General features: G+C 61.1%; 19 protein-coding genes. 6 read left to right on the forward strand and 13 right to left on the reverse strand.

Features of this window, described 5'->3' with window-relative positions; genetic code table 11:
* The first annotated feature begins 269 nt into the window (after nucleotides 1–269).
* From ade to speE, 6 genes are all read left to right on the forward strand, one after another.
* Complete coding sequence (ade, locus tag H6851_02500; GenBank protein MCB9942482.1) at nucleotides 270–1,982, forward strand: adenine deaminase; 1,713 nt, start codon at nucleotides 270–272, stop codon at nucleotides 1,980–1,982.
* 127 nt (nucleotides 1,983–2,109) lie between these two features.
* Complete coding sequence (locus H6851_02505; GenBank protein ID MCB9942483.1) at nucleotides 2,110–3,285, forward strand: SGNH/GDSL hydrolase family protein; 1,176 nt, start codon at nucleotides 2,110–2,112, stop codon at nucleotides 3,283–3,285.
* A gap of 148 nt (nucleotides 3,286–3,433) precedes the next feature.
* Entirely contained in the window at nucleotides 3,434–4,060 is a 627-nt protein-coding gene (locus H6851_02510; GenBank protein MCB9942484.1) for a LysE family translocator, read from the forward strand.
* Between the two features lie 118 nt (nucleotides 4,061–4,178).
* Nucleotides 4,179–5,906: a dihydroxy-acid dehydratase gene (gene ilvD, locus H6851_02515; GenBank protein MCB9942485.1), complete on the forward strand. Its 1,728-nt coding sequence runs from the start codon at nucleotides 4,179–4,181 to the stop codon at nucleotides 5,904–5,906.
* Between the two features lie 137 nt (nucleotides 5,907–6,043).
* Nucleotides 6,044–6,475, forward strand: coding sequence for a hypothetical protein (locus H6851_02520; GenBank protein MCB9942486.1), 432 nt, complete (start codon nucleotides 6,044–6,046; stop codon nucleotides 6,473–6,475).
* Nucleotides 6,476–6,550: 75 nt separating this feature from the next.
* Nucleotides 6,551–7,399, forward strand: a complete 849-nt coding sequence (gene speE / locus H6851_02525; protein MCB9942487.1) for a polyamine aminopropyltransferase — start codon at nucleotides 6,551–6,553, stop codon at nucleotides 7,397–7,399.
* Between the two features lie 86 nt (nucleotides 7,400–7,485).
* On the opposite strand, the gene ureG is transcribed toward speE, so the two are convergent.
* The 13 genes from ureG to urtA form a co-directional block, all read right to left on the reverse strand.
* Nucleotides 7,486–8,124, reverse strand: a complete 639-nt coding sequence (gene ureG / locus H6851_02530) for an urease accessory protein UreG (GenBank protein ID MCB9942488.1) — start codon at nucleotides 8,122–8,124, stop codon at nucleotides 7,486–7,488.
* Entirely contained in the window at nucleotides 8,121–8,768 is a 648-nt protein-coding gene (locus tag H6851_02535; protein MCB9942489.1) for an urease accessory protein UreF, read from the reverse strand. The genes ureG and H6851_02535 overlap by 4 nt, the downstream gene beginning before the upstream one ends.
* Nucleotides 8,761–9,189 carry an urease accessory protein UreE gene (locus H6851_02540; GenBank protein MCB9942490.1) on the reverse strand — a complete coding sequence of 143 codons (429 nt, stop codon included), beginning with the start codon at nucleotides 9,187–9,189 and terminating at the stop codon, nucleotides 8,761–8,763. Before H6851_02540 ends, H6851_02535 begins: the two co-directional genes overlap by 8 nt.
* A 170-nt stretch (nucleotides 9,190–9,359) precedes the next feature.
* A complete protein-coding gene (gene ureC / locus H6851_02545; protein ID MCB9942491.1) occupies nucleotides 9,360–11,072 on the reverse strand; it encodes an urease subunit alpha in 1,713 nt (570 codons plus the stop codon).
* Nucleotides 11,072–11,380 carry an urease subunit beta gene (locus H6851_02550; protein ID MCB9942492.1) on the reverse strand — a complete coding sequence of 103 codons (309 nt, stop codon included), beginning with the start codon at nucleotides 11,378–11,380 and terminating at the stop codon, nucleotides 11,072–11,074. The genes ureC and H6851_02550 overlap by 1 nt, the downstream gene beginning before the upstream one ends.
* Nucleotides 11,377–11,619, reverse strand: a complete 243-nt coding sequence (locus H6851_02555; GenBank protein MCB9942493.1) for a hypothetical protein — start codon at nucleotides 11,617–11,619, stop codon at nucleotides 11,377–11,379. Before H6851_02555 ends, H6851_02550 begins: the two co-directional genes overlap by 4 nt.
* A gap of 96 nt (nucleotides 11,620–11,715) precedes the next feature.
* Nucleotides 11,716–12,018, reverse strand: a complete 303-nt coding sequence (locus H6851_02560) for an urease subunit gamma (protein ID MCB9942494.1) — start codon at nucleotides 12,016–12,018, stop codon at nucleotides 11,716–11,718.
* Nucleotides 12,019–12,108: 90 nt separating this feature from the next.
* A complete protein-coding gene (locus tag H6851_02565; GenBank protein ID MCB9942495.1) occupies nucleotides 12,109–12,921 on the reverse strand; it encodes an urease accessory protein UreD in 813 nt (270 codons plus the stop codon).
* Complete coding sequence (urtE, locus tag H6851_02570) at nucleotides 12,887–13,582, reverse strand: urea ABC transporter ATP-binding subunit UrtE (GenBank protein ID MCB9942496.1); 696 nt, start codon at nucleotides 13,580–13,582, stop codon at nucleotides 12,887–12,889. The genes H6851_02565 and urtE overlap by 35 nt, the downstream gene beginning before the upstream one ends.
* Before the next feature lie 3 nt (nucleotides 13,583–13,585).
* Nucleotides 13,586–14,344 (reverse strand): urea ABC transporter ATP-binding protein UrtD, encoded by a 759-nt coding sequence (gene urtD / locus H6851_02575; protein ID MCB9942497.1) that lies wholly within the window; start codon nucleotides 14,342–14,344, stop codon nucleotides 13,586–13,588.
* Entirely contained in the window at nucleotides 14,341–15,489 is a 1,149-nt protein-coding gene (gene urtC / locus H6851_02580) for an urea ABC transporter permease subunit UrtC (protein MCB9942498.1), read from the reverse strand. Before urtC ends, urtD begins: the two co-directional genes overlap by 4 nt.
* 1 nt (nucleotide 15,490) lies before the next feature.
* Entirely contained in the window at nucleotides 15,491–17,092 is a 1,602-nt protein-coding gene (gene urtB, locus H6851_02585; protein MCB9942499.1) for an urea ABC transporter permease subunit UrtB, read from the reverse strand.
* A 115-nt stretch (nucleotides 17,093–17,207) separates the two neighbouring features.
* Nucleotides 17,208–18,473 carry an urea ABC transporter substrate-binding protein gene (gene urtA, locus H6851_02590; GenBank protein ID MCB9942500.1) on the reverse strand — a complete coding sequence of 422 codons (1,266 nt, stop codon included), beginning with the start codon at nucleotides 18,471–18,473 and terminating at the stop codon, nucleotides 17,208–17,210.
* Between the last annotated feature and the right edge of the window lie 172 nt (nucleotides 18,474–18,645).

An 18,645-nucleotide genomic window follows, 5' to 3' on the forward strand; every position in this document is an offset into this window, starting at 1 on the left:
TTCAACCGGCCCATGTTTACCGGAGGCGAACCACCGGTTTCGTCATTCTTCGCAACGAGATATCAATCTCGTCATCGCGCCATTCCCTTCCCCGGCTGCAATCCCGCCTTGTGCCAGGCATCGGGCGTTCATGACCGCCCGCCGAAACCGCACGGCTTGTGATGGTCGACGTGATGGTGTCATGTTCGGTGAGCTGAACATCTTCACCCGTGCATGAATCCGGCGACCGGCCCTCGCCGGCGCGGTCGTGTCCAACAGGAGGGATTCCCATGTCAAGAGAAGTGCTGGAGCGGGCGATCGATATCGGGCGCGGGCTCTCGCCGGCCGATATCGTTCTCAAGGGTGGACAATTCCTCGATATGGTAACGGGCGACCTGCTGCATGGCGATATCGCCATCGCCGGGGACCGGATCGCCGGCACCATGGGAGACTATGACGGATACCGGGAAATCGACATTGCCGGGCGTGTCGTCGTGCCCGGCTTCATCGATACCCACCTGCATGTCGAATCCTCGCTGGTCACTCCCCTCGAATTCGACCGATGCGTCGTTCCGCGCGGGGTCACCACCGCCATCTGCGACCCGCACGAGATCGCCAACGTCGCCGGAGCCGAGGGCATCCGGTATTTCCTCGACTGCGCACTGGAAACTGTCCTCGACCTGCGCGTGCAGCTTTCGAGTTGCGTGCCTTCGACCGACATGGAGACCTCAGGCGCACAGCTGGATTTCGCCGATCTGGAGTCCTTCCGCAACCACCCGAAGGTGATCGGACTGGCCGAATTCATGAACTACCCCGGCGTGCTGGCAAAACGGCCGGATGTGATGGACAAGCTTGCCGGCTTCGAAGGTTGGCACATCGACGGGCACGCACCGCTGCTGTCGGGCAAGGACCTCAACGGCTACATCGCCGCCGGCATCCGCACCGAACACGAAGCGACTTCCGCCGACGAGGGACTGGAGAAGCTGCGCAAGGGCATGCACCTGCTCATCCGGGAAGGTTCGGTCTCCAAGGACCTGCACGCGTTGCTGCCCCTGATCACCATCGTCCATTCCCCATTTCTCGCATTCTGCACCGACGACCGAAATCCGCTCGATATCGGCGAGGCGGGACATATCGACTACATGATCCGCGAGGCCCAGGCCCATGGCGCACCTGCCCTCGCGGTCTACCGGGCCGCCAGCATCTCGGCGGCCCGTGCCTTCGGACTGCGTGACCGCGGCATGGTGGCACCGGGCTGGAGAGCGGATCTGGCCGTCATCGACAGCCTCGACGGCTGCCACGCCGAGCTGGTCGTCAGCGCGGGCCGCGTGGTCGACGACGACCTGTTCGCCCGGCGCCGAATCGTGGAACCGGTTGCGCGCAACAGCGTGAGGGCGAAGCCTGTCGAGGCGCATGATCTCGAACATCGCTCGAACGTGCTCGAAACCCACATCATCGACATTCAGCCTGGACGAATCATCACCGGGCATCTGGTCGAGCAGATCAGCTGCGAAAACGGTGTGAAACATCCTGATCCACAGCGCGACATCGCCAAGATCTCGATCATCGAACGTCATGGACGCAATGGCAACGTCGCTTCAGGGTTTGTCCGCGGCTTCGGGATCGGGCGGGGTGCCATAGCATCGACCGTCTGTCACGATCATCACAACATCGCGGTTGTCGGAGTTGACGATGCCGACATGGCCATGGCGGCCAACCGCCTGATGGCCATTGAGGGCGGCTTTGTCGTGGTCGAGGGAGGCAAGGTGATGGCCGAGGTCGCACTGCCTATCGCCGGCCTGATGAGCCTGAAACGCTTCGAGGAGGTCCATGCCGAACTGGTCGAATTGCGCGGTGCGGCGCGGGCCCTGGGCGTGACGCTTGAAGAACCGTTCCTCCAGCTCGCATTCCTCGCACTGCCCGTCATTCCCCACCTCAAGATCACCGACCGCGGCATGGTCGATGTCGACCGGTTCGATTTCATCCTGTCCGACGAGGGCTGATTTGGCGAAACATCGACGCGCGCTTCCGCGTCATGCGCGAGACGTCGCTATCGTTTAGCCCCTTGAGCGAATCGGACATGGATGGCAAGTCTACCCGAAGTTCCGTGTGAAGCGAGGCACGACGGCAATGTCTGGACGACGGATCGGCCATCTCGTGGTGGCGGCTGTCATCGTCGCAAGCTTGAGCGGCAGCGCTCATGCCCTTGAACGTTATCGGGCGATGTGGGCACTGGGTGACGGCCTGAGCGATGATGGCAATCTTTGGAACGACTGCACGGGCCGGACCGAACCGCCGGTTGCGCTCGGCTACGACAGGGGGCGATATTCGGACGGGCCCGTATGGGTCGAACGTCTGGCCGAAATTATCGGGCTGGACCCGGACGACGACAACGACTTCACCGATCTCGCCTTCGGCGGTGCCTACACGAATCTCTACAATCGCAACATTTCCCCTTTCGATCAGGAACCTGCGACCTGTCGTGGCGAAACCGGCATGCTGGCCCAGGCCGCGGAAGCATCGGTGAGCAGTCTCGAAAGCCGCGATCTCGTAACGCTGCTTGCCGGCGCCAACGACTATTTCGCCTGGCTTCAGGCGGACGAACCATCGGTGCAGGCCGACATGAGCTGTGTTGGGCAGGGGCTGGGCCCGCTGGACGGCAATGGCGCCCCATCATCCGCCAACATTGCCCGGTGTGCAGCCCTTGTCGTGGGTGACATCGCCAAAGGTATCGCCGAGCTCCATGATGGCGGCGCACGAAACTTCATCATCGGCAACCTCCCTCATCTCGGGAATACGCCTGAAGGCAGGAAACAAGGCCCCCAAGCCGCGGAACTGCTCAACGAGATTGTGGAGGCCCACAACCGGACCCTTGCGGCCGCGATCGGCATTCTGGGCGAAACCTACAGGGACGCGCGTTTTACCCTCCTCGACCTCTCCGCCTTGTTCGATGCCTTCCTTGCGAAGCCGGGTCGGTTCGGCCTGACCAATATCACGGTCCCGTGCCTCACTCCCGGCATCACCGGGCAACGCATCCCGACGAAGGTCTGCGCCGACGGCCAGTCAGGCAGAACACTGTTCTGGGATCCTATTCATCCGACGCGGCGAATACACGATCTGACCGCGGTATATGCCGCGACGACCATGGCTGCCGACAGGATCCTGCCCAAAGGACTGAATCATCGACAAGCGAGGATCAATGCCAGGGCGCTATGGGTAACGGGAATTTATGCGACCTACGGACGGATCTTCCTGCGCATGGCACCGCACCAGCTGATTTCGCTGCTTGCGATGCGCGGCCGCTGAATCACTTCAAACGCATCGGGTGTCGGCGCCCAAACGCGTGCCTCATGCTCATGCCCCTTCACAACTTCGTTGTCGATTGGTGCGGACCAGGCCATGATCGGTCGGCGTGATCGGGTCCGGTCATGCGTAACCGGAGCCCATCTCGACCATGCCTTCGACCGATACGCTGCTCGCCTTCGCGATGGCTACCCTGACCATGGCCTTTTTCCCGGGTCCGGCCATGCTCTACACGGCCGCGCAGACGGCCGCACATGGACGCCGGGCAGGTCTGCTGGCTGTTCTCGGCATCCATCTGGGGGGATATGCCCATGTGATTGCAGCCGCCCTGGGATTGTCTGTACTGTTCAGGCACGTGCCCATGGCCTTTGTTGCGGTCAAGTTCGCGGGTGCTGCCTATCTCGTCTGGATGGGGGTGGGCATGTTTCGCCAGGGCCGCGACACCGTTGCCGGCGAGAGGCCGCAACGCAACCGCCGTCGCGCCTTTATACAAAGTGTCATCGTGCAATTGCTGAACCCCAAGGTCGCGCTGTTCTATCTGGCGTTCCTGCCCCTGTTCGCCGATCCGGCCGCCGCTCTGCATCTGCCACTGCAACTCCTGATCCTCGGTATCATCGTCAATCTCACTTTCGCAATGGCCGATACGACGGCCGTGTTCCTGACCGACCGCATCCTTCGCATGACCCGCCACCGGGTCGGCGGCATGCAACTCTTGCGGAAGGCCGGCGGCGCCATCCTTGTCGGCCTTGGCATCCGCATTGCATTCATGCGCCCCTGAACGTTCCCTTCCCGGCGATACCGGCTGACTGCCGGCCGCTGTCACATTTGCCCCCTTGGGTTGTCGCTATCATGGGGCTATGAAACGACTATCTTGAATTCTCGGGGTGGGAGGGAACATGGCCTCGGTCACAGTCTTCGACAAATCACGGCTGCCCAGCCGTTACAGTACGGTCGGTCCCGACAGGGCACCGCATCGGTCCTACTACTATGCCATGGGCCTTTCCAAGGACGATATCGACCGGCCGTTCGTCGGTGTGGTGACGACCTGGAACGAAGCCGCCCCCTGCAATATCGCCCTTGCCCGTCAGGCCCAGGTGGTCAAGCACGGTGTCGCGCGCGCTGGAGGCACTCCCCGCGAATTCACGACGATCACCGTGACCGATGGCATTGCCATGGGCCACCAGGGCATGAAGAGCTCGCTCATCAGCCGCGAAATCATTGCAGACTCCACCGAGCTTACCGTCCGCGGCCATGCCTACGATGCGCTCGTCGGTCTCGCCGGCTGCGACAAGTCCCTGCCGGGCCTGATGATGGCGATGGTACGGCTCAACGTACCCGCGGTATTCATGTATGGCGGGTCGATCCTGCCGGGCCGGTTCAAGGGTCGTGACGTCACCGTGCAGGACGTGTTCGAGGCCGTCGGGCAGCATGCCGTCGGCAACATGTCCGATGAGGACCTGGAAGAACTTGAGCGCGTCGCCTGTCCGTCGGCGGGGTCCTGTGGCGGCCAGTTCACCGCCAACACCATGGCCTGCGTTTCCGAAGCCATCGGCCTCGCCCTGCCCTATTCGGCCGGCACGCCGGCACCGCTGGAGGCCCGCGACAAGTGGGCGGAACAATCCGGCGAGGCCGTCATGGAGCTGCTCTCCCGCAATATCCGCCCACGCGACATCGTCACCCGCAAGAGTCTCGAAAATGCTGCGCGCGTCGTCGCCTGTTCCGGCGGTTCGACCAACGGTGCCTTGCATCTGCCGGCCATCGCCCATGAGGCCGGCATCGATTTCGACCTGCACGAGGTCGCGCGGATCTTCCGCGAGACGCCCTATATTGCCGACCTGAAGCCGGCCGGCCAGTACGTGATGAAGGACCTCGCCGAAGCTGGAGGCGTGCCGCTCATCATGAAGGCGCTGTTCGATGGCGGCCTGCTGCATGGCGACTGCATCACCGTCACTGGCAAGACGATCGCTGAAAACCTCGAAAGCGTGAAATGGGATCCCGAACAGAAGGTGGTCCGTCCGGTATCGAATCCGATTACCACTTGGGGCGGCGTCGTGGGCCTCAGGGGCACGCTGGCACCGGAAGGAGCCATGGTGAAGGTCGCGGGCCTCAAGAGTCTCCAGTTCTCCGGTCCCGCTCGCGTGTTCGAATGCGAGGAAGACGCGATGGAGGCCGTGCAGGCTGGCAAGTACGAGGATGGCGAGGTCCTGGTGATCCGCAACGAAGGCCCGAAGGGCGGTCCGGGCATGCGCGAGATGCTGGGCGTGACGTCGGCCATCTATGGCCAGGGCAAGGGCGACAAGGTGGCGTTGATCACAGACGGCCGCTTCTCCGGTGCCACGCGTGGTTTCTGCATCGGCCATGTGGGTCCCGAAGCCGCCGTCGCGGGCCCGATTGGTCTCCTGCGCAACGGTGACATCATCGAGATCGACGCCGCGGCAGGTACGATCGATGTCAAATTGAGCGAAAGCGAGCTTGCCGAACGCGCCAAAGCCTGGAAACCGCGGGAGACCGGGTATCCCTCGGGTACCTTGTGGAAATATGCCCAGACCGTCGGTTCGGCGGAAAAGGGAGCTGTCACCCATCCGGGGGGTGCGGTCGAGACGAGGACCTACGCCGACATCTGACCCTGCCCGGCAGGCAATGGTTAAGGTTCGTTCATAAGGATGTGCGCAGGACGGCCCGGAGCGATTGTTCCGGGCCGTCGCCTTTTGTCTACTGACGATACATTCCTCCTTTCATCCTTCCTTGTGGAGCACATCCCTTGTGGAGCCTGTCCGACTACCTGCCTGAACGCGCGCAGTGGGGCGATGTCATCGACATGATTGCCGCCGGCCTCGCCTTTCCCATTGCCGTCCATGCCCTTGCCGCCATCGGCATCACGGTATCCCCCGATTTCGACTGGGTTGTCGACCGCCTGCCCTATGGCGCAGTTGCCGTCGCTTTGGCCCTCAAGCTTTTCCAGGACATATCGGAGAGCGACATCGACAGTTCGCGCCGGTTGCACCAGGTCTTCTGGAGCTGCTGCGTCCTGCCTCTCGCACTGTTCTGGGTCCTCTTCTTTCAAGGTCATGCGGATGCCATGTCGCCCGTTCTCCTGTTTTCGGGCTGGCTGGTCCTGATGCCATTGACCTTCATCCCGCGCTTTCTCGTCATGGTGTGGATGAATTCGGAAACTCCTGTCGGAGGAAAATGACCGGCCGCAAGGGTTGTACAGACGCGGCTACGAAACTATACCGCTTGGCGCTAACTCAACGGGAGCGTCAGGACCATGGAGTGGTTTACCGAGACCTTGTATCCAAGCTGGCAGCAGCGCCTCGGGATCGAGGCGGTCCTCTATCAGGAGCGCACCGAACATCAGGATCTCGTTGTCTTTCGCAGTTCGGCCTGGGGCACGGTGCTGGCTCTCGACGGAGTGGTGCAGACGACCACCGGCGACGAGTGGGCCTATCACGAGATGCTGGTGCATCCCTCGTTGATCGCCCATGGCCGTGCGCGCAGCGTGTGTATCGTTGGTGGCGGAGATGGCGGAACCCTGCGCGAAGTGGTCAAGCACGAATCGATCAATCGCGTCGTCATGGCGGAACTCGATCCCGGTGTCATCGAGTTCTGCAAGAAGCATCTTCCCGGCCTTTCCAATGGTTCATTCGACGACCCGAGGCTCGAACTGCGTTTCGGCGACGCCGCGGTCTACATGGCGATGGACGACGAGAAGTTCGATACCATCATAGTCGATTCCACCGATCCGCACGGTCCGGGCGCAGCGCTGTTCACCCAGTCATTCTACGAGGATTGCCGACGCAAGCTGAACGATGGCGGCATCCTCATCACGCAATGCGGCGTGCCGTCGGTGCAGCCGGATGAACTCGGCATGACCCAACACCGCCAGCGCGCCGCCGGCTTCGGTGATGTCTCTTTCTATCTGACCTGCGTACCTACCTATGTGGGCGGCATGATGGCTCTGGGGTGGGCCTCGGACGATACGACCCGCCGCAAGGTGCGAGTCGACACGCTGATGGGCCGCCCGATCCCCAAGGGCCTGCGGTATTACAGTCCCGAGGTCCACGTGGCAGCTTTCGCGCATCCACTCTGGATGGAAGCCCTCGCGAACAAGACCTGACCCGACGGCGGCGGCAATGCCCCGCCCGGTAACTAACGGTTCACAGCCGTGCTATCGGCGCTGACTTCCGGCATCCGCGATATCGCTCAGCCTGATTCGGCTTCGCTCCAGTTCAGACTACCCCGTTCCTCAATGAATCGGCGGATCTTCGCCACTCCCTCGCCGGTCCTGATATTGGTGAACACGAACGGACGTTCACCGCGCATCTTCGAGCTGTCCCGCTTCATGACTTCAAGCGAGGCACCGACCATGTGGGCGAGATCTATCTTGTTGATGACGAGCAGGTCGGAGGCGGTGATACCGGGACCACCTTTTCTAGGGATTTTATCTCCCGCCGAGACGTCGATGACATAGATGGTCAGATCGGCGAGTTCGGGTGAAAAGGTCGCCGCAAGATTGTCACCACCGGATTCGACAATGACAAGGTCGAGATTCGGGAAACGTTCGTTGAGTTCATCAATCGCAGCGAGATTCATCGATGCATCCTCGCGGATGGCGGTGTGCGGGCATCCGCCGGTCTCGACGCCGATGATGCGATCCGGGGAAAGTGCGCCGGAGCGGGTGAGGAACTGCGCATCTTCCCGCGTATAGATGTCGTTGGTGACGACGGCGATCTCATAATCCGCGCGCATCGATTTGCAGAGCGCATCCGCGAGTGCCGTCTTGCCGGTGCCGACAGGACCTCCGATGCCGACACGCAACGGGCCGTTGGGGCTCTTCGTCATGATCTGAATAACCTGGTGTGCTGGGTTTCATGGAGCATGGAGGCAAGGTCGCTCATCATCACGCAACTGCCAAGATCGTCGAGGCTGCATGACATGAAGGCTTGGGCAAGTTCCAGAATGCGGCTTTCGAAGGCAGCGCAAACGATCAGACCGTCCGTTTGCCCCAGGGGAATCATGCGCACGCCCGCGGAGACAAGGTTGGCGACAAAGGCATGGAGATAGGCCTGAACGGTATGGAGAAGACCTATGCGGGCCTGGCGGGCGGCAAGGCCGACGGCGACGGGATAAACGAGTTCGGGATGCGGGTCGAACACGGGATCGGGCCAGACCTGCCGGACCGCACGCATGAACGCCTTGCCCTGGCCGAGGCTTTCCGCCCGGAGTTCCGCAGTGGTCTGGAAAGCACGGGCCAGTTCGTCAAGTCCGGCGATGTCATGACCATCGAAGACCGTCTTGATGAAGATGGCGTCATTGCGCGGCGTTCCATGCTCCAGAAGATCGGTCAGCCAGGCATGCAAGCTGACACGGTCACTGACCCAGCCCTGATCGATCGCAGCTTCGAGTCCGTGACTGTAGGTATAGGCGCCCACCGGGAACGCTGGAGAAAGCCACATCATGAGGCGCAAGAGCGCGACGTCAGTCATGCCGATGGTGGTGTGCGTAGGCGCCGCCTTCCGGTTCGAAGGGAGCGGTCACATTTCGGAGCTCGCACCCCAGGCCCCGAAGCATGCGCTCGATGACATGATCCGCGCGAATGCGCATTCTTTCGCCGAGGATCTGGGTAGGCACGTGCCGGTTTCCCAGGTGCCAGGCGATACGCAACGGATCCCCGCTTGCAATCTCCACAAGCTCCTCAGGCACGGCCCTCACCTCGACAAGACGCCCGTCCTCCAGTTGCAGGCCATTGCCGTCCCTGAGGTTCGGTGCCTCGGACAAATCGATGAGGATACACTCGCCCATCACGGTCTCGACAACGTGCCTGCGCTTGCGGCGGGCTTCGAGGTCAAGGATGACCGTGTCCGCGGCACCAATGGCATCAGGAAGAATGACCGCAACACGAATCATGTCGCGGATCTCAGAACCGTCGCCCCGGTTTCTCTGGTTATCCATGTTTTCATGAGCACATGTCCGCAGGCTATATCACGCTATTGTGAAACAGGGATACACTGGGAAAGAAAAAGTGAAGAAGTGACGAGCAGGCTTCGGACCTTCGCATTTCAACTGTTCCGGTCCCGTCAGAACAGGAAGTACCTTTGGGCCATGGGCAGCACATCCGCCGGCTCGCAGGTGAGAAGTTCCCCATCGGCTCGAACTTCGTAGGTTTCGGGATGAACCTCGATTTCCGGTGTCCTGGCATTGTGTACCATCGAAGCCTTGGAGATCCCGCCGCGGGTATTCTCGACCGGCAGGAGCATGCGTTCGAGACCCAGACGCTTTCCGACGCCGTCCTGCAGGCTGGCCATTGAGACGAAGTGGACGGCGCTGGCATTCATGGCCTTGCCGAAAGCACCGAACATCGGCCGGTAGTGAGCCGGTTGAGGGGTGGGAATGGAAGCGTTGGGATCGCCCATGGGCGCCGCAACGATAGTGCCCATCTTGATGACAAGGTCGGGCTTGACGCCGAAGAAGGCAGGCGACCACAGAACGAGGTCGGCGAGCTTGCCCTTTTCAACCGAACCGACGTGGGTGGACATGCCATGTGCAATGGCGGGATTGATGGTATACTTGGCGATATACCTCTTGATACGAACGTTGTCGTTCGCCCCGGTTTCTTCCGGCAGCATGCCACGCTGACGTTTCATCTTGTCGGCAGTCTGCCAGGTGCGGATGAGGACCTCTCCGACACGGCCCATGGCCTGACTATCCGATGCAATGATCGAGAAGGCCCCCATGTCGTGAAGGATGTCTTCGGCCGCAATGGTTTCCTTGCGGATGCGGCTTTCGGCGAAGGCAACGTCTTCGGGAATGTTCGAATCGAGATGATGGCAGACCATGAGCATGTCGAGATGCTCATCAATGGTGTTCTTCGTGTAGGGTCTCGTCGGGTTGGTCGATGAAGGAAGCACATTGGCTTCGCCACAGACCCTGATGATGTCGGGAGCATGGCCGCCGCCGGCGCCTTCGGTATGGAAAGCGTGAATGGTGCGCCCCTTGAAGGCGGCCGTGGTGTTTTCGACGAAGCCCGATTCGTTGAGCGTGTCGGTATGGATCATGACCTGTATGTCGTAGTCGTCGGCAACGGCCAGACAGCAGTCGATGGCAGCGGGAGTGGTCCCCCAGTCCTCGTGCAGCTTGAGCGCACACGCGCCGGCCAGAATTTGCTCTTCGAGCGCCCTCGGCGTCGAGGCGTTGCCCTTTCCCGAAAAGGCCAGATTCATCGGGAAGCTCTCGGCGGCCTGGAGCATGCGACCGATATGCCATGAGCCGGGCGTACAGGTTGTGGCATTGGTACCGGTGGCAGGGCCGGTGCCTCCACCGAGCATGGTGGTGACGCCCGAGTAAAGGGCTTCATCGATCTGTTGCGGACAGATGAAGTGGAGATGGGCATCAAAGCCACCGGCGGTGAGGATCTTGCCTTCGCCGGCGATCACTTCGGTCGAGGGACCGACAATGATATCGACGCCGGGCTGGATATCCGGATTCCCGCCCTTGCCGATCCCGGCGATGCGGCCGTCCCTGATGCCGACATCGGCCTTGACGATGCCCCAATGGTCGATGATGAGCGCATTGGTAATGACAGTGTCGACGGCACCGTCGGCACGGGTGATCTGACTTTGGCCCATGCCATCGCGGATCACCTTGCCGCCACCGAACTTGATTTCCTCGCCATAGATCGTGCGATCCTCTTCGACTTCGGCGAAGAGTTCGGTATCGGCAAGGCGGATCTTGTCGCCGACTGTCGGACCGTACATGTCAGCATAGGCTGCGCGACTGATCGAATAGGCCATCAGTCCAGTTTCCCCATGACTTTCCCGTTGAATCCAAAGACTTTGCGCTCACCGCGAAGAGGTACGAGCGTAACTTCCCGGCTCTGGCCCGGTTCGAAGCGCACCGCCGTGCCGGCGGGAATGTCGAGTCTGCGGCCGCGAGCGGCATCACGATCGAAGGCAAGCGCCGGATTGGCCTCAAAGAAATGGTAGTGCGAGCCAACCTGTATCGGGCGATCGCCGGAATTGGCGACCTTGATGATGATAATGGGCTGTCTCTCGTTGAGAACGATGTTGCCCTTGGCCGTAACGACTTCGCCGGGGATCACGTGGCACCTCCCAGTTGCTTGTAATAGAACGTGGTGTCACCGAGGCCGCCATGCGGCTGGTAGGCATGGCCGGGAACTATGCCGACCAGTTGCCAGCCCATAGTTTCGTAGGGTGCGCAGGCCGCGGAGCCGGTCTCGGTATCGAGCAGCAGCAGCGTCCTGTTCATGTCGAGCACCTTGCACTCCAGCAGGGTCATCAGTGCCCGGGCCATTCCGCGCCTGCGGGCGGACGTCTTCACAAGGAGTTTTTGTACCTCGCCGCGATGAACAGCGTTTGGCTTCCATGAAAATGCAGGGAGGAGTGAAGCATGCTTCTTCATGGCATTGCGGGCTTTCTAGCGGATCGGTTCGTGGACAGTGACAAGCTTGGTGCCATCCGGGAAAGTGGCTTCGACCTGGACGTCATGGATCATCTCCGCCACGCCCTCCATCACCTGCGCGCGGGTAAGGACATGCGCTCCGGTTGCCATGAGCTCGGCAACCGTTCGACCATCGCGCGCACCCTCGACAACGAAATCGGTGATGAGGGCGATGGCCTCAGGGTGGTTAAGTTTGACACCGCGCTCCAGCCGCCGGCGCGCGACCATTGCCGCCATGGCGACCAGAAGCTTGTCTTTCTCACGCGGTGTAAGGTTCAAGGCTGTCCTCCTTCATTCCTTGCGAGATCAGCGAGCAGCGAGGCGGCGATAGCGGGCATGAAAGAACCGCAAAGCCTGTTCCGGCCATGTTCAGCATGCCCATACCCTCGGCACGCGCAGCTCCAGCAACATCATGAATTCCTGCAGTCGCCTGCGCAAATCGGCGATATCCATGGCCAGAAGACGTCCGACCAGCATGTCGCCAAGAACGCTGCACGACGCATGGGGACGAACAACGTCCGACAGTTTTGCAGCGCCGCGACATGCGACCAGAACCGTCGCGAAACAGGTTCGCCCCTGTGCCACCGCCGGCCGCTCCAGCAATGCCTGCAGATTGCCATCCAGCCTGAATGTATCGGCGAAGACCAGCTTGCCTTCCCGTCGGATCCGCCAATGTTCGCGGATGCGGGCGCTCCGTACTGTCTCGCCCATGGCATGACGGCCAATCATCCAGCTCTCGACCGCGACGAGGCGGGCATCGGCGGCAAGATCGGCCTCGAACTGCCGCTCGATCGCCCCGCCATCGAAGAGAATGGTCTCCTGAGGCAACCAGTGCGCGCTGGCAGCCTCTGCAATGGTCAGGCGATTGGCGACATGCGCAGTACCACCCGACGACCTGTAGATGCGCTCGGCCGCCTGCGTGGCGACCGTAGCCGCAGTCCCTTCGCCCCAATGGCAGGAGAATTCGAAGCGATCGCCGCCGGTAAGACCGCCAGCGGTATTGAGCAACACGGCTTCGGGACAGCCCGGATTATGCACGTCCGGCAGGCGGATCCTGGCGCATCCCTGCTGCTGCAGACGGTCGAGAACAGTCGCAGGTCCGCGGCGCTTGAAGGCGAGTTCCGCCCGCCCCTGCGAACGCTGAAGCCTAGACGGTGAGATGCTGGCGGACATCGGCTTCATTCATCTCCGCACGCGTTCCCTTCGCCACCACCTCTCCACGGTCGAGAACAATGAAACGGTCAGCGAGGTCGCGGGCAAATTCGAAATACTGCTCGACCAGCACGATCGTCATGTCACCCCGATCACGCAGGCCCGCGATAACCATGCCGATGTCCTTGATGATCGACGGCTGGATGCCCTCGGTGGGCTCGTCGAGAATCAGGACCCTGGGGCGGGTGATCAGGGCGCGGGCAATGGCGAGCTGCTGTTGCTGGCCACCCGAAAGGTCGCCGCCACGCCGGGCCAGCATGTCCTTGAGCACCGGAAAGAGCCCGAAGATCTCATCGGGAATGGTCTGCTCCGAGCGCGCGAGCGGCGCATAGCCGGTTTCGAGATTTTCCTTGACGGTCAGCAGTGGAAAGATCTCGCGCCCCTGAGGCACGAACCCTATTCCGCGACGCGCCCGTTCGGCCGGGCGCAGCTTCCGGATCGGCTCGTCGGCCAGCATGATCTCGCCGTTGCGGATCGATTCCAGGCCGACGATGGCACGCATCAGGCTGGTCTTGCCGACCCCGTTACGTCCCATCACGCAGGTCACCTGACCGGGATCAGCGGTAAATGACACCTTCCTGAGGACCTGGGCGGCACCGTAAAACAGGTCGACGGCTTCGACTTCCAGCATCTTTCAGCGCCCCAGATAGACTTCTATGACGCGCCGGTTCGCGCTGACGCTGTCGATGGAGCCTTCGGCGATGGCCGCCCCCTCGTGCAGGACGGTCACCCGGCAGTCCAGGGCGCGCACGAAAGCCATGTCGTGCTCGACCACGACCACGGCATGCTTTCCGGCAAGGGATCTCAAAAGCTCGGCCGTGTGCTCCGTCTCCGCATCGGTCATTCCGGCGGCCGGCTCGTCGACCAGCATGAGCTTGGGCGCCTGGCACAGCAGCATGCCGATCTCCAGCCATTGCTTCTGGCCATGGCTGAGGCTGCCGGCCGGGTCGAAAGCGCGGGCTTCAAGACCGATGATCGCCAAGGTTTCCTCCAGCATGTCGCGGTCAGTGCGACTCAGGCGTTGCCAAAGACCGAGGAAAGGCCGCCTGTCGCCAGCCATGGCCAAGTCGAGATTATCCCAGACGGTATGGTTCTCGAACACTGTCGGTTTCTGAAACTTGCGGCCGATGCCGAGTTCGGCAATCTGCGCCTCGTCGTGCCGTGTCAGGTCGACGCGGCCGTCATATTCGACCCGGCCGGTATCAGGGCGGACCTTGCCGGTAATCACATCCATCATCGTGGTCTTGCCGGCTCCATTGGGGCCGATGACCGCGCGCAACTCACCCCGCTCAATGTAGAAGTTGAGGTCGTTCAGGGCTTTGAAGCCATCGAAGCTCTTGGTCACACCCTCGATATAGAGGATATGGAGGGAATTTCTGCCATTGCCGTTCATCGGTTCAGCGCCGCCTCGCGCATGCGGGCCTTCTCCTCTTCCTCGTAACCGGGTCGTGTCTCCCGCATCCACGCGAGCAGGGAAGCAAAACCACCGGCGATACCTCTGGGGAAGAAAAGGGTCACGGCAATGAACAGGAAACCCAGGGCATACAGCCACATTTCGGGATACTGGATGGTGAACCAGCTCTTGGCGGCGTTGACCACCCCCGCACCGATCACCGGGCCGATCAAGGTGCCACGACCGCCGACCGCCGCCCAGATGACAATCTCGATCGAATTGGCGGGCGAGAACTCCCCGGGATTTATGATCCCCACCTGTGGAACGTAAAGGGCGCCGGCAACGCTTGCCATCAGGGCCGAGACCGTGAAGACGAACACCTTGTAACGATCTGCATGATAGCCGAGGAACCGGGTACGACTCTCACCATCGCGGATGGCGATCAGGACCCGGCCCAGCTTGGAGCCGACGATAGCCCGCGCTGCCATGTATCCCAGCGCCAGCGCAATCGCCGAGGCGGCGAAAAGTGCTGCGCGGGTTTGCGGCGCCTGGATCGAATAGCCCAGAATATCCTTGAAATCGGTCAGGCCGTTATTCCCGCCAAAACCCATGTCATTGCGGAAGAAGGCGAGCAGCAGGGCAAAGGTCATGGCTTGGGTGATGATCGAAAAATAGACGCCTGTCACCCGGCTCTTGAAGGCGAAATAGGCGAAGACGTAGGCCAGCAGTCCCGGCACCAGCAACACCATCAGGGCGGCAAAGGCGAACTGGTCGAATCCATGCCAGTACCAGGGCAGTTCCTGCCAGTTGAGGAAAACCATGAAATCCGGGAGATCCGTATTGCCATAGACGCCACGGTCGCCGATCTGGCGCATCAGATACATGCCCATCATGTATCCTCCCAGCGCGAAGAAGGCACCATGGCCCAGCGATAGTATGCCTGCATATCCCCAGATGAGATCGATCGATAATGCGAGAAGGCCATAGGTGAGATATTTCCCCCAAAGTGTGACCTGATAGCTTTCGAGATGCCAGGGGTGCGATGCCGGCAGTTCAAGGCTCGCGTAGGGCACCGCAAGGGCGATCGCGGCAAGCGCGAAAACAAAGATCCAGCCGCCGGTATTGAGATGACGGGTCAGCAGCATGTCATGCCTCCACCGCGCGGCCACGCTGGGCGAACAGACCCCGGGGGCGCTTCTGGATGAACAGGATGATCAGGACCAGCACCAGGATCTTGCCAAGCACGGCGCCGGCATAGGGTTCGAGGAACTTGTTCAGGATACCGATGCTCATCGCACCCGTGAGCGCGCCCCACAGATTGCCGACCCCACCGAACACGACGACGAGAAAGCTGTCGATGATGTAGCCCTGGCCGAGATTGGGACTGACATTGTCGATCTGGGACAGCGCCACCCCGGCAAGACCGGCGATGCCGGAACCCAGACCGAACGTGAGAGCGTCGATCCAGCCGGTGCGGATACCCATAGCCGATGCCATGTCGCGGTTCTGGGTAACGGCGCGCGAGAACAGGCCGAAACGGGTCTTCTTGAGCAGAAACATGAGCCCGGCGAAGACCAGGAGAGCAAATACGAAGATCCAGATGCGATTCCATGTGAGCATGATCTGGCCGAGTTCGATCGAACCGCTCATCCAGGACGGATTGCCGACCTCGCGATTGGTTGGACCGAAGATCGAGCGTACCGCCTGCTGGAGAATGATCGAGATGCCCCAGGTGGCAAGCAATGTCTCCAGCGGTCGGCCGTAGAGCCAGCGGATGATGCAGCGTTCGATGGCGATACCGGTGAGACCGGCGACAAGGAAGGCCAGCGGAATGGCGATGAAGAGCGACCAGTCGAACAGGCCGGGAAACGTACTGCGAATGAATTCCTGAACAACAAAGGTGGTATAGGCACCAAGCATCACCATCTCGCCATGGGCGAGGTTGATGACGCCCATCACGCCGAAGGTAATGGCAAGACCGATGGCGGCAAGCAACAGCACGGAACCGAGCGACAGCCCGAAGGCAATGTTCTGCCCGGCATCCCACAGGGCGATCTCGCGCTGGACTGAGGCCACGGCTTCGGCAGCGGCAGCGGCAACCGGCCCCTCGCCATTGCCGACGCCTGAAAAGAGCGCATTGGCATCCAGTGTGCCCATGCCGGCCACGGTAGCGACCGCTTCCATTCGCGCATCTTCCGGCGCCTGAGGATCGCGCAGCAGGGCTGCAGCACGCGCGGCCTCGAATGCAGTCTTGATGTCAGGATTGCGCTCGGCGGCGATGGCCTGCTCCAGCGCAGGCAATTCCCCGGAGCCGGCGCTGCCAAAGAGGTTCCTCGCGGCCGCCATGCGCACGACCGGGTCGGGGCTTTGCAGGGTCAATGCGCTCATCGCCTCGTCAATGGCGCGACGCAATCGGTTGTTGACCTTGATCTTTTCGAGTTCTCCCGATCCGGTATTGCCCAGATCGGCCCCGCTGATGACATCCTCGATGGCGTAGCCGTCATCCTTTCCCGAAGCGAAGACGATGCGGTCATGAGCCGGCTGCAGATAGAGTTCGCCCGAGCGCATCCGACGAAGGATTTCGGCCACACCCCGATGGCCGGTTGCGGCAAGCGCTTTTACGGCCCCGACCTTGTCGCTGTAGCTGCCTTCTGCAAGGGCCCTGACCTTGACCGTGATATCGGGTTCCTGGGCCATGGCCGGCAACGCCACAAGGGCGAACAGCAGGGATATCATTCGTAAGATCATCGTGTTTCCGTAAAAGGGGGAGCGGCCCGAACGAAGGGGTATCCTGGGAGGGTGGGACGCCGCCTCCCTTCGGGCCGCAAGCCGTTCAACCAGTGGCGATCGTGACCGATCGAGCCTACTGGTAGGTCGGGGTTTCGCAGCCACCGCAGACCCACGGCCATGTCCAGTCCGCAGTGAGCTTTGCACTCTCGGGGATGAAGTCCGACCATGCATCGCCCTTGACGACGCCTTCGGTCTCCCAGACGGTCTCGAACTGACCGTCATCCTGGATCTCTCCGATCAGCACGGGCTTGGAAAGGTGGTGATTGGTGTTCATCACGGCGATGCCACCGGTCAGATTGGGTACCTGCTGGCCATACATGGCCTGGCGTACGGCATCGACATCAACGGTCCCGGCCTGCTCGACTGCATGGACCCACATGTTGAAGCCGATGTAGTGTGCTTCCATCGGATCGTTGGTGACACGATCGTTACTGCCGATGAACTTGTGCCAGTACTCGATGAATTCGGCATTTTCGGGCGTATCGACCGACATGAAGTAGTTCCACGCGGCAAGATGTCCGACCAGTGGGGCAGTATCGATGCCGGCGAGTTCCTCTTCGCCGACCGAAAAGGCGACGACCGGGATATCCTCGGCCCGGATGCCCTGATTGCCCAGTTCCTTGTAGAAGGGAACGTTGGCATCGCCATTGATGGTCGAGACCACAGCCGTCTTCTTGCCGGCCGAGCCGAAGGTCTTGATGTCGGAGACGATGGTCTGCCAGTCGGAATGACCGAAGGGTGTGTAATTGATCATGATGTCGTCTTCGGCCACCCCCTTGTCCTTGAGGTACTGCTCCAGAATCTTGTTGGTGGTGCGCGGATAGACATAGTCGGTACCGGCCAGGATCCAGCGCTCGACCCCTTCCTCATTCATGAGATAGTCGACGGCCGGTATGGCCTGCTGGTTGGGCGCCGCACCCGTGTAGAAGACATTGCGGCTGCTCTCTTCGCCTTCGTACTGGACGGGATAGAACAACATTCCGTCAAGTTCCTCGAAAACCGGCAGGACCGACTTGCGGGATACCGACGTCCAGCAACCGAACACCGCGGCAACCTTCTCCACTTCAAGCAGTTCGCGTGCCTTTTCGGCAAAGAGCGGCCAGTCCGATGCCGGATCGACGACCACGGCTTCGATCTGCTTGCCGAGCAACCCGCCCTTGGCATTCTGCTCCTCGATCAGCATCAGCATCACGTCCTTGAGCGTCGTCTCGCTGATGGCCATGGTGCCGGAAAGTGAATGCAGGATACCGACCTTGATCGTATCCTCCTGCGCCCCAGCGATCGCGGAAGTGCCGAGCAGCATGCCCACACTTGCGGCGAAGATCCTCTTCAGAGCCATGTTTCTTTCCTTCGGTGACCGGAAGTCCTCGATCACCGGGAAGCAATTGCCGTGCCATCCCGCTTCAGTTCGATGTTTTCGGACAGAATGGGAACATGACTGCCTAATTTTTAATCTATCTTGAAACATATGCGCGTAAAGTAGGCATATATTCGAACCATGTTCGACGTCA

This window comes from Geminicoccaceae bacterium (genome assembly GCA_020638465.1).
In the GTDB taxonomy this organism is placed as follows: domain Bacteria; phylum Pseudomonadota; class Alphaproteobacteria; order Geminicoccales; family Geminicoccaceae; genus JAGREO01.